At 62.5% G+C, this 21,080-nt stretch carries 21 protein-coding genes; 8 read left to right on the plus strand and 13 right to left on the minus strand.

From position 1 onward, the window contains the following. Positions 1-41: 41 nt before the first annotated feature. From ugpA to EJ079_RS13340, 3 genes are read left to right on the plus strand one after another with little or no spacing between them, the layout of a single operon-like run. Positions 42-926: a sn-glycerol-3-phosphate ABC transporter permease UgpA gene (gene ugpA / locus EJ079_RS13330; protein WP_023811118.1), complete on the plus strand. Its 885-nt coding sequence runs from the start codon at positions 42-44 to the stop codon at positions 924-926. Between the two features lie 9 nt (positions 927-935). Then, positions 936-1,784: a sn-glycerol-3-phosphate ABC transporter permease UgpE gene (gene ugpE / locus EJ079_RS13335; RefSeq protein WP_127809205.1), complete on the plus strand. Its 849-nt coding sequence runs from the start codon at positions 936-938 to the stop codon at positions 1,782-1,784. 7 nt (positions 1,785-1,791) lie between these two features. Next, entirely contained in the window at positions 1,792-2,859 is a 1,068-nt protein-coding gene (locus tag EJ079_RS13340; protein WP_127809206.1) for a sn-glycerol-3-phosphate import ATP-binding protein UgpC, read from the plus strand. A 129-nt stretch (positions 2,860-2,988) separates the two neighbouring features. On the opposite strand, the gene EJ079_RS13345 is transcribed toward EJ079_RS13340, so the two are convergent. From EJ079_RS13345 to EJ079_RS13365, 5 genes are all read right to left on the minus strand, one after another. Beyond that, a complete protein-coding gene (locus EJ079_RS13345) occupies positions 2,989-4,071 on the minus strand; it encodes an ABC transporter ATP-binding protein (protein WP_127268506.1) in 1,083 nt (360 codons plus the stop codon). Further along, a complete protein-coding gene (locus tag EJ079_RS13350; RefSeq protein ID WP_164873943.1) occupies positions 4,068-5,648 on the minus strand; it encodes an iron ABC transporter permease in 1,581 nt (526 codons plus the stop codon). Before EJ079_RS13350 ends, EJ079_RS13345 begins: the two co-directional genes overlap by 4 nt. Positions 5,649-5,822: 174 nt before the next feature. Next, the gene (locus EJ079_RS13355; RefSeq protein WP_127268508.1) at positions 5,823-6,830 is read right to left on the minus strand and encodes an iron ABC transporter substrate-binding protein; all 1,008 of its coding nucleotides are present in this window, start codon (positions 6,828-6,830) and stop codon (positions 5,823-5,825) included. 158 nt (positions 6,831-6,988) lie between these two features. Next, positions 6,989-8,215, minus strand: coding sequence for a cytochrome P450 (locus EJ079_RS13360; RefSeq protein WP_127809208.1), 1,227 nt, complete (start codon positions 8,213-8,215; stop codon positions 6,989-6,991). After that, positions 8,212-8,865 carry a GNAT family N-acetyltransferase gene (locus EJ079_RS13365; RefSeq protein ID WP_127809209.1) on the minus strand — a complete coding sequence of 218 codons (654 nt, stop codon included), beginning with the start codon at positions 8,863-8,865 and terminating at the stop codon, positions 8,212-8,214. Before EJ079_RS13365 ends, EJ079_RS13360 begins: the two co-directional genes overlap by 4 nt. Before the next feature lie 90 nt (positions 8,866-8,955). Between EJ079_RS13365 and EJ079_RS13370 the strand changes: the two genes are divergently transcribed. From EJ079_RS13370 to EJ079_RS13385, 4 genes are all read left to right on the plus strand, one after another. Then, a complete protein-coding gene (locus EJ079_RS13370) occupies positions 8,956-9,975 on the plus strand; it encodes a hypothetical protein (protein WP_127331578.1) in 1,020 nt (339 codons plus the stop codon). A gap of 156 nt (positions 9,976-10,131) precedes the next feature. Next, entirely contained in the window at positions 10,132-10,683 is a 552-nt protein-coding gene (locus tag EJ079_RS13375) for a sigma-70 family RNA polymerase sigma factor (protein ID WP_127809210.1), read from the plus strand. A gap of 1 nt (position 10,684) precedes the next feature. Continuing rightward, entirely contained in the window at positions 10,685-11,323 is a 639-nt protein-coding gene (locus EJ079_RS13380) for an NrsF family protein (RefSeq protein WP_127809211.1), read from the plus strand. A 132-nt stretch (positions 11,324-11,455) separates the two neighbouring features. Beyond that, the gene (locus EJ079_RS13385) at positions 11,456-13,495 is read left to right on the plus strand and encodes a PAS domain S-box protein (protein WP_127809212.1); all 2,040 of its coding nucleotides are present in this window, start codon (positions 11,456-11,458) and stop codon (positions 13,493-13,495) included. Positions 13,496-13,552: 57 nt separating this feature from the next. Here EJ079_RS13385 and EJ079_RS13390 read toward each other — a convergent pair whose 3' ends face one another. From EJ079_RS13390 to EJ079_RS13420, 7 genes are all read right to left on the minus strand, one after another. Next, positions 13,553-14,431 (minus strand): 3-hydroxybutyryl-CoA dehydrogenase, encoded by an 879-nt coding sequence (locus EJ079_RS13390; protein ID WP_127809213.1) that lies wholly within the window; start codon positions 14,429-14,431, stop codon positions 13,553-13,555. A gap of 206 nt (positions 14,432-14,637) precedes the next feature. Further along, positions 14,638-15,567: an electron transfer flavoprotein subunit alpha/FixB family protein gene (locus EJ079_RS13395; protein WP_127809214.1), complete on the minus strand. Its 930-nt coding sequence runs from the start codon at positions 15,565-15,567 to the stop codon at positions 14,638-14,640. A 23-nt stretch (positions 15,568-15,590) separates the two neighbouring features. Next, positions 15,591-16,340 carry an electron transfer flavoprotein subunit beta/FixA family protein gene (locus tag EJ079_RS13400; RefSeq protein WP_127277120.1) on the minus strand — a complete coding sequence of 250 codons (750 nt, stop codon included), beginning with the start codon at positions 16,338-16,340 and terminating at the stop codon, positions 15,591-15,593. Between the two features lie 213 nt (positions 16,341-16,553). Next, positions 16,554-17,354, minus strand: a complete 801-nt coding sequence (locus tag EJ079_RS13405; RefSeq protein ID WP_127272488.1) for a rhomboid family intramembrane serine protease — start codon at positions 17,352-17,354, stop codon at positions 16,554-16,556. A 28-nt stretch (positions 17,355-17,382) separates the two neighbouring features. Next, a complete protein-coding gene (locus tag EJ079_RS13410) occupies positions 17,383-17,964 on the minus strand; it encodes a cob(I)yrinic acid a,c-diamide adenosyltransferase (protein WP_127270629.1) in 582 nt (193 codons plus the stop codon). A gap of 22 nt (positions 17,965-17,986) precedes the next feature. Then, positions 17,987-18,178 (minus strand): twin transmembrane helix small protein, encoded by a 192-nt coding sequence (locus tag EJ079_RS13415; RefSeq protein ID WP_013529428.1) that lies wholly within the window; start codon positions 18,176-18,178, stop codon positions 17,987-17,989. A 25-nt stretch (positions 18,179-18,203) separates the two neighbouring features. Further along, positions 18,204-19,070, minus strand: a complete 867-nt coding sequence (locus EJ079_RS13420; protein WP_127809215.1) for an SDR family oxidoreductase — start codon at positions 19,068-19,070, stop codon at positions 18,204-18,206. Between the two features lie 55 nt (positions 19,071-19,125). Here EJ079_RS13420 and EJ079_RS13425 point away from each other — a divergent pair, with 55 nt between their 5' ends. Continuing rightward, a complete protein-coding gene (locus EJ079_RS13425; protein WP_127809216.1) occupies positions 19,126-19,977 on the plus strand; it encodes a YihY/virulence factor BrkB family protein in 852 nt (283 codons plus the stop codon). Positions 19,978-20,071: 94 nt separating this feature from the next. Here the strand turns inward: EJ079_RS13425 and EJ079_RS13430 are convergent, their stop codons facing one another. Further along, positions 20,072-20,965: a DMT family transporter gene (locus EJ079_RS13430; protein WP_127397255.1), complete on the minus strand. Its 894-nt coding sequence runs from the start codon at positions 20,963-20,965 to the stop codon at positions 20,072-20,074. Positions 20,966-21,080: the final 115 nt, after the last annotated feature.

Here is a 21,080-nt window from a genome sequence, read left to right on the forward strand (position 1 = left end):
GCCACATCGTGCCGCCCGCCTCATCACCTCGGAGTGGCTCCATGACCCCTCGCGTCGTGTTTCCCAACAAGATCCTTCCCTACCTGCTGGTGGCGCCGCAACTGGCCATCACGCTCGTGTTTTTCTACTGGCCGGCCGGTCAGGCGTTCTACCAATCCATGCTCAGGCAGGATCCGTTCGGACTGAGGACCAAGTTCGTCTGGTTCGCCAATTTCAGGAAAGTGCTTGCCGATCCGGCCTACCTGAACTCGATCAAGGTCACGGTGGTGTTTTCCCTTGCGACCGCCATCGTTGCCATGTGCGTGGCGCTCTTGCTCGCGGTCATGGCAGAGAAGGTGGTGCGCGGCAAAGGTCTCTACCGCACGCTCTTGATCTGGCCCTACGCGGTGGCGCCGGCGATCGCCGGTATGCTGTGGCTGTTCCTCTTCAACCCGTCGATCGGGTCGCTGGCCTACATGCTGAGAAGTTTCGGCATCGCCTGGGATCCACTGCTCAACGGCACCCACGCCATGATCCTGCTGGTGTCCGCCGCTGCCTGGAAGCAGATCAGCTACAATTTCCTGTTCTTCGTCGCCGGCCTGCAGGCGGTGCCGAAAGCCTTGATCGAGGCGGCGGCCATGGACGGCGCCGGCGAGACCAAGCGATTCTGGACCATCGTCTTCCCGCTGCTTGCGCCGACGACCTTCTTCCTGCTGGTCGTCAACACCGTCTATGCCCTGTTCGACACGTTCGGCATCGTCCATGCCGTCACCGGGGGCGGTCCGGGCAAGACGACTGAAACGCTGGTCTACAAGGTCTACAATGACGGCTTCGTCAATCTGATCCTCGGTGACTCGGCGGCGCAGTCGGTCATCCTGATGGTCATCGTCATCTCGCTCACGGCCATCCAGTTCCGCTATGTGGAACGCAAAGTCCATTACGGCTGAGGGCGAGCGATGATCGGCCAGTCACCGCTCCGCACCGTCATCGCCCACGCCGTGCTGATCCTCGGCATATTGATCGTTGCTTTCCCGATCTACTACACGTTCGTTGCCTCGACGCAGACGCTGCAAACGATCCTCAGGCCGCCATTGCCGCTCCTGCCCGGCGATCAGTTCTGGAACAATTACACCGAAGCGCTGTTCGGCGGTGTCGGCCGTATCGGCGGCGTCAGCGTCGGCAGGCTGCTGCTCAACACGACGATCATGGCGCTCGGCATCGCGGTGGGAAAGATCTTCATCTCGATCCTGTCGGCCTACGCGATCGTATTTTTCCGCTTTCCGCTGCGCATGACCTTCTTCTGGCTGATCTTCGTCACCTTGATGCTTCCCGTCGAGGTGCGCATCCTGCCGACCTACAAGGTGATGGTCGATCTCGGCATGATCGACACCTATGCCGGCCTGATTATCCCGCTGATCGCCTCCGCCACCGCCACATTGCTGTTTCGACAGTTTTTCATGACCATTCCAGGTGAACTGGTGGAGGCGGCGCGTGTTGATGGTGCGGGGCCGTGGCGCTTCTTCTTCGATATCCTGTTGCCGCTGTCGCGGACAAACATCGCGGCGCTGTTCGTCATCCTCTTCATTTATGGCTGGACACAGTATCTGTGGCCGTTGCTCGTCACCAACAGCAGCAACATGAACACGATCGTTATCGCGTTGAGAAAGATGGTCTCCTTCGCCGATGCCGACACGCAATGGCACCTGGTCATGGTCACAGCGATGCTGGCCATCGTGCCACCGATCCTGGTCGTGGTGCTGATGCAGCGCTGGTTCGTTCGCGGCCTGGTCGATTCCGAAAAGTGAGAAGCTGATGGCGACCGTCGATCTGAAGGATGTGAAGAAGGTCTACCCCAGCGGTTTCGAGGCCGTGAAGGGCGTTTCAATCGCAGTTCCCGACAGGCAGCTTTGCGTGCTGGTCGGCCCATCGGGCTGCGGCAAGTCCACGCTGCTCAGGATGATCGCCGGGCTCGAAACCATCTCCTCGGGAACAGTTGCGATCGACGGCAAGATCGTAAACTCAATCGGTCCGACCGAGCGGGACATCGCCATGGTGTTCCAGAACTATGCGCTCTATCCGCATATGAAAGTCTACGACAACATGGCCTATGGGCTGCGCAACCGCGGCACGCCGAAAGATGAGATCGACAGCCGGGTCCGCGCGACGGCGAAAATACTCGAACTTTCGGCGCTGCTCGACCGCCGCCCGCGCGAGCTTTCCGGCGGCCAGCGCCAGCGTGTCGCCATGGGTCGTGCCATTGTGCGCAACCCGAGGGTTTTCCTGTTCGACGAGCCGCTCTCCAATCTCGATGCCAAATTGCGTGGCCAGATGCGCGTCGAGATAAAGAACCTGCAACGCTCGCTTGGCGTCACGTCGGTCTATGTCACGCATGACCAGCTCGAGGCGATGACGTTGGCCGACATCCTCGTCGTCATGAACGGCGGACTGGTCGAGCAAATGGGGGCGCCGCTCGACATCTATGAAAGGCCGGCCTCGACCTTCGTCGCTTCCTTCATTGGCGCGCCGCCGATGAATCTCCTGGCACTGACCGAAAGCGCCTCGGGCGCGGTGCTCGCAGACGGCACGGCGATCGCTTTCGCACCTCGGGAGGCAAGAGCTGCGACCCTCGGTTTTCGGCCCGAGGATGCCGACGTCACCTTCAATGCGGAGGCGCCGCCCGGCGCCCTCGTCCTGCCGGCGCTGGTCGAGGCAGTCGAACCGGTAGGCGCCGAAAGTTTCCTTCACTGTGCGGCAGGCGGCAACCGTATCGTCGTGCGTGTCGCGGGTCGCGCCACCGCCACGGTTGGCAACCAATTGCGCGTGGTTGCCAAGGCAGAAAAGCTGCACTGGTTCGATCAGACAGGAAAGCGCGTCGGCTAATCCAAAAGATATGCCCAGAGCGTTTCACCGTTTCACGGAAACGGCGAGCTGCTCTAACTCTTTGTTTTGACGCAATTCCAGACGGAAAACCGCTTCACAGTTTCCTAGAATTGCTCCAGCATACGGTGTTCAGGCGAAGACATGCGCCTTTCCCGATACGGTCAGCCGGACGATCTCGCCGACCGCCGGCGCGTCCATGCCCGGTTTGCGCAGGACCAGCGGCGTGTTGCCGATCGCGGCCGCATCGGGCGGATCGGCATTGTTCAAGAGCCGCACCGCGACCGTGCACATCGAGCCGGCGAATTCGGATTCCGTCACTTCGCCGAACAGCATGTCCGAGGTGCCGGACATGCCCTCGCGCGACGTTCTCTTCAGCGCGATCTGCTCCGGGCGAAGCATGATACGGGCGATATCGCGGCTGTCATTGGTGTCGACCGCGATGCGGCCGAGGGGCGAGTTGGCGAATCCATCCGATATCTTGGCCGGCAGGATGATGGCGTCGCCAAGGAATTCGGCGATCATCCTGTCCTTCGGCTTGAGATAGAGCTCGCGCGGCGTGCCGATCTGCGAGAACTTGCCGTCGCGCATCACCGCGACCTGGCTGGCGAAGGACAGCGCCTCGGCCTGGTCGTGCGTCACCAGGATGGTAGTGATGCCGGCAGCTTCCAGAAGCTCGGCCACCGCCTTGCGCATCGAGGCGCGCAGGCCGGTATCGAGTGCCGAGAACGGCTCGTCGAGCAGCATCAGCCGGGGCTTCATCGCCATGGCGCGAGCCAGCGCCACGCGCTGCTGCTGGCCGCCGGAGAGCTCGTGCGGGCGGCGCTTGAGGATCGCCTTGTCCAGCCCGACGATATAGGCGAGCTCGACGATGCGCTCGGTGCGCTTGTCCTCGCCGCGACCCATGCCGAAACCGATATTGTCGCCAATGGTCAGATGCGGAAACAGGGCGCCATCCTGCGCCACCACGCCGATGCCTCGCCGATATGCCGGCACCGCAGCGCCGCCATTGGCCAATATCGTACCGTCGAGCGTGATGTGCCCCTGGTCCGGCGCCTCGAAGCCGGCAATCAGCCGCAGCAGGGTCGTCTTGCCGCAGCCGGAAGGACCGACAATCGCCGTGCGGCTGCCGCTGGCGACGTTCAGGTCGACGCCGGCAAGGGCGGCCACCGGGCCGTACTGCTTGTGCAGGCCGCCGATTTCGAGAAAGCTCATCGTCCGGCCATCCGTTTCGACTGGACATAGAGCAGCCAGGTCAAGGGCAGCGACATCGCCACCATGATGAAGGCGTAAGGTGCCGCGGAGGCATAATCAATCTCGCCGCTGTAGGACCAGAACGCCATCGCCAGCGTGCGGGTGCCGTTCGGCGCCAGCATCTGGGTGGCAGTCAGTTCGTTCATGATGCCGAGCGCCACCAGCGCCATGCCGGCCGCGGCACCCGGCGCCGACAGGCGGATCGTCGTCGACCACAGCGCCTGCAGCGGCGGGCGGCCGAGGCTGGAAGCGGCGCGTTCGAGCTCGACCGGTGCCTGCGCGATAGATGCCCGCAAGCTGACCAGCGCGCGTGGCAGGAACATCAGCGCATAGGCCACCAGGATGGTGAACAGGGTCTGGTAGAGCGGCAGCGCGATGCGCACCGTGATGGTGACCAGCGCCAGCGCTATGACAACCCCCGGCAACGAGCCGACAATGTAGTTGCAGCCCTCCAGCAGGCGCTGCAATGGCCCCGGGGCGCGGATCGAGATCCAGGCCATCGGCATGGCGGCGACGGTGGCGAGCAAGGCGCCGGCGAGCGCCAGGAACAGCGTCTGCCCAAGCGCCAGGCCGATCTCGTCCAGGCGCCAGACAGCGGCGCCGCCGGCGACAAGCCAGCCGCCGATGGTGACGAACGGCACGCCGAGCGCCAAAAGCGTGGTGACGACAAGCAAGAGCAGGCTCGGAATGGTGGCGCGCCCGAGGCTTGCGCGTTGCTGATGGCGCGCCGCACCCGAGCCGACGCGGGCATAGCGCTCCTCGCCGCGCACCAGCACTTCGAGGCCGAGCAGCACGAAGCAGCAGCTGACCAGCACGCCGGCCAGCATGTTGGCGGCCGGTCCATTGAAGGTCGATTGGAACTGGTCGACGATCGCCGTGGTGAAGGTGTCGAAGCGGATGAAGACATAGAGGCCGTACTCGGCCAGCAGATGCAGGCCGACCAGCAGTGAGCCGCCGCAGATGGCGAGCCGCAATTGCGGCAGCACGACCCGCCAGAACACGCGTCGGGGTCCAAGGCCGAGTGCGGCGGCGGCGTCCTCGAGGGCGGGATCGAGACGGCGCAATGCCGCCGACACCGGCAGATACAGGAACGGGAAATAGGCGATAACGGAAACCAGCACGCCGGCCCACAGGCCGTGCAGTCCCGGCACCATGGTGATCCAGGCGTAGCTGTGGACGAAGGCGGGGATGGCGAGCGGCGCCACGCACAGCCAGGACCAGATCCGGTCGCCCGGCAGGTCGCTGCGCTCGGTCAGCCAGGCCAGCGCAACCGACAGCACGATGGTGATCGGCACCGAGAGCGCGACCAGCAGGACAGTGTTGACCAGAAGCTCGCCGACACGCGGCCGGAAGACCAGCGCCGAGACGGTTTCCCAGCCGGTCTGCACCGCGATCCAGATGATGAAGGCGAGCGGCACCAGCGCCAGCAGCGCAACGAAGATGGCGGCGAGGACCAGCCACAGCGGTGCGCGTCGCCGGGCCCTTCGGCCTGTGCCCGAAGGCAGGCCCGAACGCGCGAGATCGACCGCGGACTGCATCAGGTCAGACGCCGTGCCGTTGCCGTCCAGCGGCAGCAATTGAAGGACCGCGATCGCGGTCGGGAACACAGCGTGTCGTCATCGACGAATGCCATCTCGAAAAACAAAATCACTCCCGCGGAAGGCGAATTCCCGCGGGAGCGTGGTCGGGTGTCCTTTTAGGACGAATGGCAACTAAAGCAAGCCGGCTGCCGTCATCAGGTCGGTGACCTTCTTGGAGTTCAGCGTCGTGGCATCGACCTTCGGCGCCTGCAGATCGGCGAGCGGCACCAGCTTCGGGTTGGAGTCCGCACCCTTGCCGACCGCGTATTCGAAGGAATCGCCTGTTTTCAGCACGTCCTGACCGCCCTTGCCGGTCAGCCATTTCAGGAACGCCTGGGCTTCCTTGGGATGCTTGCTGGAGGCCAGCACGCCGCCGCCGGAGATCGAGACGAAGGCGCCCGGATCCTGGTTCTTGAAATAGTGCAGCTCGACATTCTTGCTGTTTTCGCCGGTCTTGGCCTGATCGCCGAAGTAGTAATAGTGATAGATGACGCCGCCTTCGATCTCGCCGGCATTGACCGCCTTCATCACCGTGCTGTTGCCCTTGTAGGCGGTGAAATTGGTTTTCATCGCCTTCAGCCAGTCGGCGGTAGCGGCTTCGCCCTTGAGCTGGAGCAGGGCGCTGACGATGGCCTGGAAATCGGCGCCCGACGGGGAGGCGGCCCAGCGGCCCTTCCAACTCGGATCGGCGAGGTCAAGCATCGACTTGGGCAGCTGGTCGGCGGTCAGCTTGGTCTTGTTATAGGCAAAGACCGTGCTGCGCGCGGCGACGCCGACCCATTTGCCGCTGGCCGGCTGATAGTCCTGCGGAACCTGTGCCAACGTGTCGGCATCGACCGGCGCGAACAGGCCGGCGCTCTCGACCAGCGCCATGGCTGGTGAGTTTTCCGTCAGGAACACGTCTGCGGGTGAAGCAGTGCCCTCGGCGACGATCTGATTGGAGAAGTCGCTGTCGCCGCCATTGCGCACTGTGACCTTGATGCCCGTTTCCTTGGTGAAGCCTTCGGCCCACGCCTTGGTCAGGCTTTCGTGCTGGGCGTTATAGACAATGATGCCGGCATCCTCGGCCATCGACGGGCTGGCGATCAGCATGATTGCCAGCGCCGTGGCGCCGGCGAGGGTGGAAAGAGCATATTTCATGACATTGTCCTAAAGTTCGGGTTGGCACCGGCTCACCTACCGATACCTGACAGGCTTAGTCAACATTGGTGATCTGCTTCAATCGGTCGCTGAAGCACAAACGCTTGATATCGGGCTCACAATTCCAAGCATGAAGGGACCCGAATGGAGTGCCGAATTCAAACCGATGGTTGATCCGCGGGCCGGATGAATGGGGCGGCTTGCAGACCGTGGAAAAGCACCGAATGCCGCCTGACGACCCTGGGAAGGTCCAAGCACCAGCCTTTGGCCTGCGTGAACAAGGCCTCCAGCAGTACAGCTATTTCTAACCGGGCGACGTGTTGACCCAGACAGGCATGCAGTCCGGTGCCAAAGGCAAGGGCCGACGAAATGCCGGAACCCAAATCCAACCGGTCGCCCGCCGGAAAAACAGAGATGTCTCGATTGGCGCTCGCCAGCACGGGTACGACGGCCTGCCCGGCTTTTATGGTTGCGCCACCAAATTGCAAATCTTCCGCGGCGATGCGCGCTCCGGCATAGTGAACCGGAGCGCAAAAACGGAGCAGCTCTTCGGCTGCTGAAAACCAACTGACTTTCCCATCTTCAAGCAGCGAAAGCTGTTCTGGGAAGCGTGCAAGCGCGACCAGCGCATTGCCGAAGGTATCGACGACTGTCGCCTGCCCGGCAAAGAGCAGGAATACGATGTTTGCAATGGCATCGTCTCTCAGCCAGCGGCCAGCCTCGACTTCGGCAAGCATCTGAGCTGAAATACCGTTTGGGCGCACAGTACCGTGTTCTATCACGCTGGATACCCATGCCTCCAACCGGCGGCAGGCATCGTTTGCGTCTTCGTCTACGCCGCCGGCCCTTATTTCCAGGGCGTTGGCCATAAGCTGTGCGTCGGCGCCAATCCGCCAGGGATCGTCCATGTCGATACCAAGGATCTGTTCCAGGCCTGAAAACGATAGCGGCAGGCCTATATCACGAACCGCGTCGAACTCCGGTTTTTGTACAGCTGCCTGCGTAAGTTCCGACGCTTTGGCCGCAAGCCGGTCGAATAGCCCGTTGCTGGAGGAAAAGCTTAGCGAACCAGCCAATGGGCGGCGCAGGCGCATGTGCCGCGGCGGGTCGGACAGCAGCATGGAACGGGTCAACAGGTCCAGGGCCGGATTGGCGCTGATCTTTTGCCTGACCTCCTGATAGGCGCCCGGCGGTGCCTGCAGCAACAGCGGGTGTTTCAAGGCCTGGGAAACAAGCGCATGGCTGAACACGTAGAAGGCTTCACCGACCTCGGGATAAGGAGGTTTGCCCCAACTGGCGCCTCCCGAACTCCGACGACGGGCGAATTCGGGAAACGCATCGCTGCCATGGGCGATGGGGTCAAATAGATCAGCCTGATCTATCATCGGGCAAGATCGACAGCAAAGATAACGCGAAATCCGCCGGAACTCATGTCTTCAGGTAGAAAATCGGACGCGAGATGTAGAAATTCGCACCGGAGAACACGGTTATAGAACCGCAGTAGCGGATCCCTCGTTATGGATTCCACCGAAGGCATGACACCGGTCCGATGCCAATCGTCGATGGTCCGACGAAATTCCGGATCCGGCCGAACCTTGTCGGGCAACTCGTCCTGTGCTCCCGCGTAGGACGGGCAACGTCCGTCGCCGACCAACCAACGCGCACCGACCTGCCGTCCATACTCAGACATTTGCGACAACAGGCGGCGTGCCATGTCGGTGCCGCGGAATTCGGGTCGCACACCAAGATTGTACACGTAGAGTGACCGTGCAGGTTGGCTCCTGGCAAGCGAAGAGTAGGCGGAGAAGGTCTTGGGGAACCTTCCCGTATCGTGCGGATCTTGGTTGGTTTCCACGAAGCAGATCGCGCCGGCAACAAGGTTCTCAACCATGGCCAGGATCATTGTATGCCCGAGCGAAAGCCAGTGGTGAATTGTTTTTTCGCTGGCACCGAGTCTTCCCCAGGCCGCGGCCTCCATCGCGGCCATGCCCGGAACGTCGTCTGCCATAAGCTGTTGAAATACGATCATCTTCATCGTCGAAAGGCGGCTCGTAATTGCGATATCGAATCGATAATTTTCTGATACCAGCTGTTGATGAGTGCATGAGTAGGGGCGGGTTGTCTCATGATCTTCTATGTTTGCCATCGCTTGCATGCCTATACCCTGGCAAGCCTGCTACTCTATTTTCGAACAGATTTGCAGGGTTCTGTGCGCTTTGTCCCCTATGACGAACGGGAGCATCTGCTTGAGATTTCCAGAGGCACCGTTCTTTGGACGGATTTGGACCGACTGAGCGAAGCAGAGATTGAAGCATGCTCCAATCTCAGCCAGCGGATGAAGTCGCAGCAGCCTGATCTGTTTCAACTCAACCATCCCCGAAAAAGCCTTCAGCGTTTCGATCTATTGCGTATGCTGTTCGCGGACGGCATCAATGATTTCAATGTATACAGACCCGAAAGTCTGCCGGCGGGAATGCGTTTCCCTGTCTTTCTGCGTGACGAGACGGGCGCCGCTTATAAAGTGCCGCCGCTGTTGCAATCGCCGGTGGAACTCGGCCAGGCGCTCTCTGACCTGGGTACGATGAATTTTGTTCGCCCCATGGTGGTGGAGTTTGGAGCAAAGGCAGGTGCCGATGGCAGCTACCGGAAATACTCGGCATATCGGATCGGCGCGCGCAGTTATGCGCAACACTGCTTCGCCAGCAAGGAGTGGTTCATAAAGGTACAGGGAGGCGGCATGTCGCGGCGACATCGGGTCGAGCATACCGCCTTTGTGCGCGACAATCCGCATGCGGTAGAACTGATGCCGATTTTCGAGAAGGCGGGGATCTCATATGGCAGGATCGACTACACCATTGTCGATGGTCGTATCCAGGTTTTCGAGATCAACACCAATCCCACTGTATTGAACGACCCGCCCACACCCTTCGACAGATACGATTCGTTGCCTTACGCCAACATGCATGCAGATGCCTTGGCACAGCTGCCATATGCTAACGATCCCCTATCCACTCCGGTTATCGATGAGACACATCTCCAGATCTTGGGCCGCCTGAAAAACAAGTACCGTCGCAGACGGATGAAGCTGACCGTTCGAAAGGGCTTCAGGTCTTTCCGGGACGCCATGTTCGGCGCCAAGCCTTGAGTTCTCGAACAAGAGCGCTGGGCAATATCGCACTGGCGATCGGCGCGCGGTGTGCCGCAATCTTTCGTGATTTGCCGATAGTTTGGCTTGGACATTATTTCGCCGGCCACGTAACAAATCAGCGCCGAGACGCGAAATTCGGGGGAGTGAACTCTTGTGAGCGGCAAGGACGAGGCCGAACTTTCCCGGCTGATGCGGGCCGCGATCGCGGGAGATGAAAGGGCTTACGCCGACTTTCTGCACCGGATTGCCGCGCTGGTTCGCGGTTTTGCCAGGCGCAAGATCGTGCAGGGCGGGGTCGATCCCGAGGATGTCGTGCAGGAAACCTTGCTGGCTATTCATGTAAAACGACATACCTGGCGTCAGGATGCGCCGGTGTTGCCGTGGATCTACGCGATCGCCCGCTTCAAGCTGATCGATGCGTTCCGGCGGCGAGGACGGCGCATCGAGATCGATGTCGACGATATCGCCGAGACGTTCGCCGAGCCGGAAATCGAGACCGTCAGCGAGCGAGACATCAACCGGGCATTGGACAGCCTGTCGCCGGCACAGCGCTCCGTGGTCTCGGCCGTGTCGGTGGAAGGGCGGTCCATCGGTGAGACGGCGGCGAAGTTCGGCATCAGCGAGACGGCGGTGCGTGTGTCGCTGCATCGCGGACTTGCCGCGATAGCCAAGCGATTCGGGCAGGGGCGGTTCGGGCGGGAATGACATGAGGACGGATGATCTCATCAAGGCGCTGGACGCCGACGCAAGCAGCAAGGCAATCCCGTTGCTGTCGGCCTGGTGGCTGGCCGCCGGTGCGGGGGCGGTGATCGCGGCCGTCGTATTCCTGCTGACCATCGGCCCGCGCCCGGACTTCGTGGCGGCCGCTCACACGATGCGCTTCCTCTCCAAATTCGTCTTCACCATCGTGCTGGCCGTCAGCGCCTTCGCCCTGATCCGCGCCTTGTCGACGCCGGGCGCCTCGACGGGCCGGGCAATGGCCTGGATGGCTGCGGCGCCCGTGCTGGTCGCCGTGGCGGTGCTTCTTGAGCTTTTCATGGTGCCGGAGGCGCTGTGGGGTACACGGATGGTCGGCTCCAACATGATGCTCTGCATGGGCTTTATCCCGCTGATCGGTATTGGCCCGCTTGCCATCTTCCTGTGGATGCTGCGCTATGGCGCGCCGACACGGCCGGTGCTTGCCGGTGCGGTGGCGGGTCTGCTCGCCGGCGGGCTGGCGGCAACCTTCTATGCCGCGCACTGCTTCGACGACTCGCCGCTTTTCGTCGCCACCTGGTACACGGCAGCGATCGCAGGGCTCGCATTGCTCGGTGCGCTCGGCGGACGGTTTTTCATACGCTGGTAGCGTTTCGCAACGATCGCGGACCCGTGCACCGATCCTTAATCATGCCGGCAATTGTTTGCCGGTTAGCGACCACGCCGGCATGCCGGACGCAACCTTTCCTTAAAATCGATCCGCCAAGGTTGATGCGAGAACATGCGTTTGCGCACGGGGGTGGCACGTATCGTGATGTGGCGAGGATTGACCAGCCGAAAATCTCTTGGGCATGCAGGGCTGGCGTTGCTCGTCGCCGGCCTGGGCGTGCTGGCGACCTCGATCCTGCTGTCGAGCCTGGATTTCGGCACCGAAGCGTTGAGGCTCTGCCTGCAGATCGCGGTGGCGGTGGCGGCGGGCGCGCTGTTCCTCGCCGCCCTGTCTATCCGCAGGATCAGCAGGGATCGCCAGCAGATCGCCGAGAGCGAGCTGCGCTTCCGCCGCGCCATGGAGGATTCGGCGATCGGCATCGTGGTTGTCGGTCTCGACGGTCGCATCCGCCAAACCAATCCGGCCTTCGCCGCCATGCTTGGCTACACAAGCGAAGAGATCGAGGCGCTGACTTTCTTCCATGTCACGCATCCCGACGATCTGCTGATCGGGCGGGAGACGATGGACGATCTGAAGGCGGGCACGGTCAATTCCTTCCACTTCGAGAAGCGTTATCTCAGGAAGGACGGAACGCCCGTCTGGGCTCATCTTGCCGGTTCGGTCATTCGCGATGAGACCAGCGGCCGCCCGCTCTATCTCGTTTCGCAAATCGAGAACATCGACGCGCGCAAGCAGGCCGAGGCGCGCATTGCCGAGGCGGAGACGCGTTGGAATTTTGCTCTGGCTGGTGCCGGCCAAGGCGTCTGGGACCTCGACATGCGCAAGGGCGGCACGACCTATTCCTCGACCTGGGTCAAGATGCTGGGCTATGCGGATGGCGAGCTCGATGGCGACACCGATCGCTGGCTGACGATGATTCATCCCGACGATCGCGAGACTGTCGCCGAAGCGGATCGCGCTCATCTCGAGGGCAAGACACCGTTCTTTGAGGCCGAGTTCAGGATGCGCCACAAGGATGGCCACTGGATGTGGATACTCGACCGCGGCAAGGCCATCGAACGCGACGAGAATGGACGGCTGATCAGGGCCATCGGCAGCCTGACCGACATCACCCGTCGCAAGGAGGCCGAAGAGCGCCTTACTGTGTCGGCGGCAATGCTTGCCGACGAAAAGGAGCGGCTGAGGGTGACGCTGCAATCGATCGGCGATGCCGTCATCTGCACCGATGCCGCAAACCGTATCACCTTCATGAACCCGGTCGCCGAAAAGCTGACCGGGATTGCCGGCGGCGAGGCTCTCGGCAAGATGCTTGGCCATGTCTACTGGGCGGTCGACGAGGAGACGGGGCACAGGATCGGCGTCACCCGGCCCGCAGTTGGCGTTCATGCGCCCGCCGACCAGAACAGCCGCGCCGTCCTGATCCGGCGCGACGACACGCGCTGCAGCATCCGCCAGGTGGTGTCGCCGATCATCAACGAACGGAACGAATTCTGCGGGCTGGTCATCGTCTTCCAGGACTTTACCGATGCGCGCGCGCTGCAGCGCCAGCTGGCGCACGCCGCGGCACACGATGCGCTGACCGGCCTTGCCAACCGCTCGAGCTTCATCCGAGCCATGGAGGGCCTGGTCGGCCAGGCGCGCAAGAACGGCACTGCCGACACGACGAAGCCGGCCGGCGGCACGACAGAGTCGGTCGGAGCCAGCGGACATAAGTTCATGTTCATCGATCTCGACCACTTCAAACTGGTCAACGACACCGGCGGCCACGCGGCGGGAGACGCGCTGCTGAAGCGGGTTGCCGAGGCGATTCGCGGCGTGCTTGGTCCAGACGATATCGTCGCTCGCCTCGGCGGCGACGAATTCGCGGTCATTCTGAAATCGGGTTCGGCAGCCGGCGCCAAGATCGCGGCACGCTCCATCATCGATGCGATCGGCGGGCTGGACTTCACCTGGGACGGCCGTCGTCACGTGATCGGCGCCAGCATCGGACTGGCTGCGATCAATGCCAATTGCGGCGAGGTCGACGAGATCATCGCGAGAGCCGATGCGGCCTGCTATGCGGCCAAGGCGGCCGGCCGCGGCTGTGTCTCCGTGGCGTCCGACGCACGGATCGTGGAGGGCCGGACAGAGCCGCTGGCGGCGGCCTCCTGATCGAGCCTGTCAACCGCCGATCCGAAGGCTTGTCCCTGATTTGCGTCGACGATGCGCTCAGCGCGTCGGAACGGGATGCTCGCCACGATAATCGTAGAAGCCGCGCCCCGTCTTGCGGCCGAGCCAGCCGGCCTCGACATATTTCACCAGCAGCGGGCAAGGGCGGTACTTGGAGTCCGACAGGCCGTCATGCAGCACCTGCATGATCGACAGGCAGGTATCGAGCCCGATGAAATCGGCCAACTGCAGCGGCCCCATCGGATGGTTGGCGCCGAGCCGCATGGCGGTGTCGATGGCGTCGACCGAGCCGACACCCTCATAGAGCGTGTAGATCGCCTCGTTGATCATCGGCAACAGGATGCGGTTGACGATGAAGGCCGGAAAATCCTCCGAGACCGTGATCGTCTTGTCGAGCTGCTTCACATAGGTCTTGGCCGCCTCGAAGGTCTGGTCCTCGGTGGCGATGCCGCGCACCAGCTCGACCAGCTTCATCAGCGGCACCGGGTTCATGAAATGTATGCCGATGAACCGCTCAGGCCGGTCGGTCTGCGCGGCAAGCCGCGTGATCGAGATCGACGAGGTGTTGGTCGCCAGGATGGCTTCGGGATTGAGCTGCGGACAAAGCTGGGCGTAGATCTTGCGCTTGACCGTCTCGTCCTCTGTCGCCGCCTCGATCACCAGATCCGCGCCGGCAAGATCGGCCATCGCGGGCGCGGTCGAAATGCGGCCCATCGCGTCGTTGCGCACCTTCTCGTCGAGCTTGCCGGACCCCACCTGGCGGGCCATGTTGCCGCTGATTGTGGCGATGCCTTTCTCGATGCGGTCGGGCGAAATATCGTAGATCAGCACCTTGTAGCCCGAAAGCGCGGAGACATGGGCGATGCCGCCGCCCATCTGGCCCGCGCCGATGATGCCGATCGTCTCGATCTTGCTCATTACACCGATCCCGTCCTGAGCCCTTCCGCTTGAACTGCGAAAGCGCTCCACCTTTTTTTACCGCAATTCCGGACGCAAAACCGCTGCGCACTTTTGCTGGATTGCTTTTCGCCTTTGCGGCCTGCTTTTTGTGCGGTGCAAACTAAAAGGGCGGGGCGACTTCGTCTACCCCACCCTCACCATTTAATACGCTTTGGCAGAAGGCGTCAAAGCGCCTTTTGCAGCTCCGGCAGAATGACGAAGAGATCGCCGACGAGGCCGTAGTCGGCAACCTGGAAAATCGGCGCCTCCTCGTCCTTGTTGATGGCGACGATGACCTTCGAATCCTTCATGCCGGCGAGATGCTGGATGGCGCCGGAGATGCCGACCGCGATGTAAAGATCGGGGGCAACCACCTTGCCGGTCTGGCCGACCTGCCAGTCGTTCGGCGCATAGCCGGCATCGACCGCGGCGCGGGAGGCGCCGACGGCTGCACCGAGCTTGTCGGCGACCGGCAGGATGACCTCCTGGAACTTCTCCGCCGAACCCAGCGCACGACCACCCGAGATGATGATCTTGGCCGAGGTCAGCTCCGGACGGTCGGTCTCGGAAAGCTTGTTCTCGACGAAGGTGGACAGGCCGGGATTGGCCGCGGCCTTAACGGCCTCGACCGCCGCCGAGCCGCCCTCGGGGGCTGCCTGGAACGAGGCCGTGCGCACCGTGATCACCTTCTTGGCGTCGCTCGACTGCACCGTCTGGATGGCGTTGCCGGCATAGATCGGCCGCTTGAAGGTGTCGGGCGATACGACTTCGATGATCTCGGACACCTGCGCGACATCGAGCAGCGCTGCGACGCGCGGCGCGACATTCTTGCTCGACGAGGTCGCCGGCGCGATGATGGTGTCGTAGGCGCCCGCCAGCGACACAATGAGCGCTGCCGTCGGTTCGGCCAGGCGCTCGGCAAGTTCGTCTGCCTCGGCCAGCAGCACCTTGCTCACGCCCTTGAGCTTGGCGGCAGCGTCGGCTGCCGGCTTGGCGCCTTTGCCGGCAACCAGCACATGCACGTCCGAGCCGATCTGCAGCGCCGCCGACAGCGCCTTGGCGGTCTGGTCGGAAAGCGTTGCGTTGTCGTGTTCTGCGATGAGGAGAATAGCCATTTTTCTGTTCCTTTCCCGATCGCTTACAACACGCCGGCTTCGTTCTTCAGCTTGTCGACCAGCTCAGTGACGCTCTTGACCTTGACGCCTGCCTTGCGGCCGCTCGGCTCCTCGGTCTTGATGACCTTCAGCCGCGGCTTGACGTCGGCGCCGTAGTCGGCCGGGGTCTTCTCGTCGAGCTGCTTCTTCTTGGCCTTCATGATGTTGGGCAACGAGGCATAGCGCGGCTGGTTGAGGCGAAGGTCGGCGGTGACGATCACCGGCATCTTCAGTTCCACGGTCTGCAGGCCGCCGTCGACTTCGCGCGTCACCTTGGCCTTGTCGCCGTCGAGCACGATCTTGGAAGCGAAGGTGCCCTGCGCCCAGCCAAGCAGTGCCGCCAGCATCTGGCCGGTCTGGTTGGAGTCGTCGTCGATGGCCTGCTTGCCGAGAATGACGAGGCCGGGCTGCTCGGCGTCGACGACGCCTTTCAGCACCTTGGCGACGCCGAGCGGCTCGGTCTGTTCGTCGGTCTTGACCAGGATGGCGCGGTCGGCGCCCATGGCGAGCGCGGTGCGCAGTGTTTCCTGCGCCTGCTGCGGGCCGATCGAGACGACGATGATTTCTTCAGCCTTGCCGGCTTCCTTCAGCCGGATTGCTTCTTCCACCGCGATTTCGTCAAACGGGTTCATCGCCATCTTGACGTTGGCGAGCTCCACCGCCGAACCATCAGCCTTCACGCGAACCTTGACGTTCGCATCCACAACCCGCTTCACGGGCACAAGGATCTTCATTTGCCTGTCACCTCTTCACGCTAGTTGGGCGCGCTATAACAGCCTGCGCCCGTTCTGAGTTGTCGAAAGCCGACATTCCTGACTGAATTTTGGCCGGATGGAATTCCGGCCGGATGGAAATTCTGGTGTTTGCCCGCCTTAGGTTGCGGCGGTGACGTTTCCGTAGTTGCGGCAACCCTGCACGTCAATACGCTGCAAGCGGCTCAAATCGGTTCAGTCCGAACTGGAAGTGTTTCCTCGCCCCCAGCGCGGCGTCGCGGCGGGCGGGTCGGGGATCAGCGGTTCCGTGGCAACCGGCGGTTGGTCGGGAGCGGTGGGCGCGACGTCCTCGTCGGCGCCGGCAAACAGCGGCACGCCGCGGCTGCGCAGGACGAGCACAAGAACGGCTCCGGCAATGATGCCGCCGATATGGCAGGCCCACGAAATCTGGTCCTCGCCGCCGGCGGCAAACATCACCACCTGGAACAGCACCCACAAGATGAGCGGGATGAAGGCTGGGATGCGGAGCGGAATGCGGGCAAAGGCCAGCACCCAGACCTTCACCCTGGGATAAAGGATCAGATAGGCGACGACCACGCCGGCGATGGCGCCGGAGGCACCGATCAGCGGCGCCTGCGAATCCCAGGCGACGAGGCCCTGGAAAGCGGCGCCGGCGATCGCGCACAACAGGTAGAAGATGAGGTAGCGGATGTGGCCGAGCGCATCCTCGACATTGTCGCCGAACACCCACAGGAACAGCATGTTGCCGCCGAGATGGAAGATGTCTGCATGCAGGAAGGAATAGGTGAGGTAGCTCAGGCTTTCGGGGATGACGATGAAACGGGGATCGAGCTCGGCGGTGTCATGGACGACCGACGGGATGAAGCCGAGACCAAGCACGGCGGCATTGGAGAAACTCTCGCCGCCGAGCGCGGTGGCAAGGTAGACCAGGGCATTGACCACGATCAGCCCGATGGTCACATATTGCAGCCTGATGTGCCGCAGCCTGTTGGTGTCGTAAAGCGGGATGAACATGCCCCAGGCCCTCTTCCGCTTTCGACAATCAGCGGTTCTTGCCGGGAACCCATAGCACGTCGGCGTTTCCGTTGTCATTGACCGCCCGGGCGGCGACAAACAGGAAATCCGAGACCCGGTTGATGTATTTCAGACCGTCGCGGTTGACGTGCTCGTCCGGATCCTGGGCAAGGGCCACGATCAGCCTTTCGGCCCGCCGCGCCACGGTGCGGGCAAGGTGAAGTGCCGCCGCTGCCGGCGTGCCGCCATTGAGCACGAAGGATTTGAGCGGCTGAAGCTCCTTGTTGAGAAGGTCGATGTCCTTTTCGACCCGGTCGGTCTGCACGGCGACGATGCGAAGCGGCTCATAGCCGAGCGGCTTGCCGTCGTCGGGCACGGCGAGATCGGCGCCGAGGTCGAAGAGATCGTTCTGGATGCGGGAAAGCATGGCGTCGATCGCGGGATGGATCGCGGCCGTGTGGACCCGGGCGATGCCGATGCAGGCATTGGCTTCGTCGACCGTGCCGTAGGCGTCTACCCGCAGGTCGGATTTCAGCCGCCTCTCGCCGGTGCCGAGACCCGTGGTGCCATCATCGCCGGTGCGGGTGTAGATCTTGTTGAGCTTGACCATTTCGCCTCCCCGCCGACATCCCTCACTTGCGGGTGAAATACACCGCAAGCAGGATCAGCACCAGCGCCACGGCCTGCAGCATGACGCGCGCCTGCATCAGCTTGTTCGAGGTGACGCCGGAGCCGCCGCGCATCATGTTGATGAGGCCACGAACAAGCACGACCGCAACGGCGACCATGACCAGAATGGCGAGAATGTTGAAGACGGTTGCCATTGTTTCGTTCCAGTTGTTTTGGCGTTCAGGCGCGTTTGGCCATCAGGCGGTAAAGCATCGATGCCGGCAGGATGCGTTTGAGCACCGCACCGATTCTGGCCGGCAATGTTACCACATAGTGCGGTCGCGGGCGCCGCGACAGAAGTGCATGGCGCAGCGCCGCATGAACGACTTCCGGCCCTGGCTTCAAGGCCGATTGGCTGCCGCCGGCCCGCAGCCGTTCGAGTTGCGCCGCATAGTCCACGCGGTGCACGGAATTCTCGTGGTCGATGTTGCTGAGAAACCAAATGAGGCCATTGCTGGCGATCTTCGACTTCACCGGCCCCGGCTCGATCAGCGAAACGTGGACGCCGCTGCCGGCCAGTTCCTGGCGCTGGCAGAGCATCAAGGCCTCCAGTGCATGCTTCGACGCGGAATAGGCGCCGCGAAAGCGCACCGGCACGAGGCCAAGGATCGACGAGCAATGGACGATGCGGCCCTGACCCTGGCGGCGCATCACCGGCACCAGTCGGCGGGTCAAATCATGCCAGCCGAAGAAATTCGCCTCGAACTGCTGCTTGAGCGCCGCGACGGGCAGATCCTCGACGGCGCCAGGCTGGGCATAGGCGCCGTTGTTGAACAGGGCGTCGAGCCGGCCGCCGGTGCGGTCGAGCACCGCCGTCACCAGCGCGGCGATGGACTCCGGCTCGCAATAATCGAGATAGAAGGCCTCGATGCCGTCGGCTTCGAGCGCGGCGATATCCTGCGGCCTGCGCGCCGTTGCGAACACCCGCCAGCCTTCCGCCTTCAACGCGCGGGCGCAGTACGCGCCTATTCCCGAAGACGCACCGGTGATGATAATCGAGCGCAACTTCTGCGCCGGACTGTTCGTGGTTTCGCCAAGGGTTGCCATTTGCCGCAATCCCTTCCCATATTCCCGGCGTGGAGACAATTGGAGGGCGCGGTTCTTGTTGCGGAAGATCGTAGCCCTCAAGCGGGTCCTCTACGACGCGCTTGGCCATTTCAACACCGATGACGGCTGGGCGATGGCCAGTCATCTGGCGATCACATCGCTGATGGCACTGTTCCCGTTCCTGATCTTCGCGACGACGCTGGCGAGCTTCCTCGGCGCGGAGGCGTTCTCCGACACCGCCGTGCATCTGGTCTTCGACACCTGGCCCGAACAGATCGCCAAGCCGATCGCGCGCGAAGTGCTCAATGTGCTGACCGTCCGGCGCACCGACCTTTTGACCTATGGCGTGGTGCTTGCTGCCTATTTTGCGTCGAACGGCATCGAGGCGCTGCGCACGTCGCTCAACCGCGCCTACCGCGTTTCGGAAACGCGCGGCATCATCTACCGCCGGGTGCAGAGCATCATCTTCGTTCTCATCGCCACGGCCGGTTTCCTGGCGATCAGCGTGCTCCTGGTGTTCGCGCCGCTGCTGGCGCGGCTCGCCGAAGCCCATATCGACTGGATCAAGCCCTATATGGGCACCATCACGCTGTGGCGTTACGTCATCGCTTCGGCGGTCATTGTCGGCGGATTGTTTGCCGTGCATTTCTGGCTGCCGGCGGGCAAGCGCCGCTTCGTCTCGCTGGTGCCGGGCATCGTCTTCACGCTGGCGGCATGGCTTATCGGTTCGACCATCTTCGCCACCTATCTCGACCACTTCTCGTCCTACGTGACGACCTATGCCGGCCTGGCCTCGATCATGATCGCCGTGGTCTTCCTCTACATGGTCTCGGCGATCTTTATCCTTGGCGGCGAGCTCAATGCCGCGATCAGCCGCTATCTGGAGGCACGTGCGCGGGTGGGATGACAGGTCGAATTGAGGAATTGAAGAACTGAAGAAAAAGCGGGCCATATCCGGCGCTGTCTGTGCTTCTTCCTCAATTCCTCAATTCCTCAATTCCTCAATTCCTCAATTCTCCAATTCCCTTCGTCTGCCGCGCCGTTGCCAGGCCAACGCCGAAGGTCGTGATCGCCATGCCGGCAATCTGCAGCGCGTTGAGCTGTTCGTCGAACAGGGCCCATGCGATGACCGCCGTCACCGCCGGCACCAGGTAGAACAGCGACGCCACCTTCGACATCTCCCCGTCGCGGATCATCACCATCAGCAGGAAAATGGCGCCGAGCGACAGCACCAGCACCAGCCAGGCCATGGCGAAGATCAGTTCGCCATTGATGATGACCGTGTGGGTTTCGAAGGCGAGCGAGGCAAGGAGCATCAGCGAACCACCGCCGACATATTGCCACATGGTCGCCGCGACGAGGTCGCCGCCGGAGGCGAAGCGCTTCTGCCAGATGGTGCCGGCGCTCATGCCGAGCACCGAGACCAGCGAGGCGGTCAATGTCGCCGCGGTCACGCCGCCGCCGAGCGCGCCGAGCTTCGGCCACAGCACGATGACGATACCGATGAGGCCGATGCCAAGGCCAAGCCAGTGGCGCGGCAGGATCGCCTCGCCGAGAAACTTACCGGCAAGCACCGCCGTGATCAGTGGCTGCAGGCCGACGATGAGGGCTGAAAAGCCGGCCGGCATGCCTCTGTGGATGGCCCAGAAGACGGCGCCGAGATAGACGCCGTGCATCAGGATGCCGGCGCCGGTGGCATGCAGCGCCTCCTCGCGTGTGGCTTTTTTCGAACCCAGCACAAGCATCAGGACAGCCAGCAGGATGGCGGCGATGACGAAACGCGCGGCGAGGAAGGTGAACGGTTCCGCCCACGGCATGGCGTAGCGCGCACCGATGAAGCCGGTGGCCCACAGGACGACGAAGGTGGCGGGAATGAACCGCTTGATGCTGTGCATGTTCCGCAGACGCCGCACTGGAGGGAGTTGACCGTGGCGCTGCTCTACTGCGCTTCAACCCGGCGTGCAAAACGAAACCATTGATCCATGCATCACCGGAATTCAACGGGCGTCA

Origin of the sequence: Mesorhizobium sp. M7A.F.Ce.TU.012.03.2.1, from assembly GCF_004006095.1 — a bacterium.
In the GTDB taxonomy this organism is placed as follows: domain Bacteria; phylum Pseudomonadota; class Alphaproteobacteria; order Rhizobiales; family Rhizobiaceae; genus Mesorhizobium.

What these genes read in the sequence shown, in the direction of transcription:
- ugpA (WP_023811118.1), top strand. Translation starts at nt 42, where the DNA reads ATGACCCCTCGCGTCGTGTTTCCCAACAAGATCCTTCCCTACCTGCTG.
- ugpE (WP_127809205.1), top strand. Translation starts at nt 936, where the DNA reads ATGATCGGCCAGTCACCGCTCCGCACCGTCATCGCCCACGCCGTGCTG.
- EJ079_RS13340 (WP_127809206.1), top strand. Translation starts at nt 1,792, where the DNA reads ATGGCGACCGTCGATCTGAAGGATGTGAAGAAGGTCTACCCCAGCGGT.
- EJ079_RS13345 (WP_127268506.1), bottom strand. Translation starts at nt 4,071, where the DNA reads ATGAGCTTTCTCGAAATCGGCGGCCTGCACAAGCAGTACGGCCCGGTG.
- EJ079_RS13350 (WP_164873943.1), bottom strand. Translation starts at nt 5,648, where the DNA reads ATGCAGTCCGCGGTCGATCTCGCGCGTTCGGGCCTGCCTTCGGGCACA.
- EJ079_RS13355 (WP_127268508.1), bottom strand. Translation starts at nt 6,830, where the DNA reads ATGAAATATGCTCTTTCCACCCTCGCCGGCGCCACGGCGCTGGCAATC.
- EJ079_RS13360 (WP_127809208.1), bottom strand. Translation starts at nt 8,215, where the DNA reads ATGATAGATCAGGCTGATCTATTTGACCCCATCGCCCATGGCAGCGAT.
- EJ079_RS13365 (WP_127809209.1), bottom strand. Translation starts at nt 8,865, where the DNA reads ATGAAGATGATCGTATTTCAACAGCTTATGGCAGACGACGTTCCGGGC.
- EJ079_RS13370 (WP_127331578.1), top strand. Translation starts at nt 8,956, where the DNA reads ATGATCTTCTATGTTTGCCATCGCTTGCATGCCTATACCCTGGCAAGC.
- EJ079_RS13380 (WP_127809211.1), top strand. Translation starts at nt 10,685, where the DNA reads ATGAGGACGGATGATCTCATCAAGGCGCTGGACGCCGACGCAAGCAGC.
- EJ079_RS13385 (WP_127809212.1), top strand. Translation starts at nt 11,456, where the DNA reads ATGCGTTTGCGCACGGGGGTGGCACGTATCGTGATGTGGCGAGGATTG.
- EJ079_RS13390 (WP_127809213.1), bottom strand. Translation starts at nt 14,431, where the DNA reads ATGAGCAAGATCGAGACGATCGGCATCATCGGCGCGGGCCAGATGGGC.
- EJ079_RS13395 (WP_127809214.1), bottom strand. Translation starts at nt 15,567, where the DNA reads ATGGCTATTCTCCTCATCGCAGAACACGACAACGCAACGCTTTCCGAC.
- EJ079_RS13400 (WP_127277120.1), bottom strand. Translation starts at nt 16,340, where the DNA reads ATGAAGATCCTTGTGCCCGTGAAGCGGGTTGTGGATGCGAACGTCAAG.
- EJ079_RS13405 (WP_127272488.1), bottom strand. Translation starts at nt 17,354, where the DNA reads ATGTTCATCCCGCTTTACGACACCAACAGGCTGCGGCACATCAGGCTG.
- EJ079_RS13410 (WP_127270629.1), bottom strand. Translation starts at nt 17,964, where the DNA reads ATGGTCAAGCTCAACAAGATCTACACCCGCACCGGCGATGATGGCACC.
- EJ079_RS13415 (WP_013529428.1), bottom strand. Translation starts at nt 18,178, where the DNA reads ATGGCAACCGTCTTCAACATTCTCGCCATTCTGGTCATGGTCGCCGTT.
- EJ079_RS13420 (WP_127809215.1), bottom strand. Translation starts at nt 19,070, where the DNA reads ATGGCAACCCTTGGCGAAACCACGAACAGTCCGGCGCAGAAGTTGCGC.
- EJ079_RS13430 (WP_127397255.1), bottom strand. Translation starts at nt 20,965, where the DNA reads ATGCACAGCATCAAGCGGTTCATTCCCGCCACCTTCGTCGTCCTGTGG.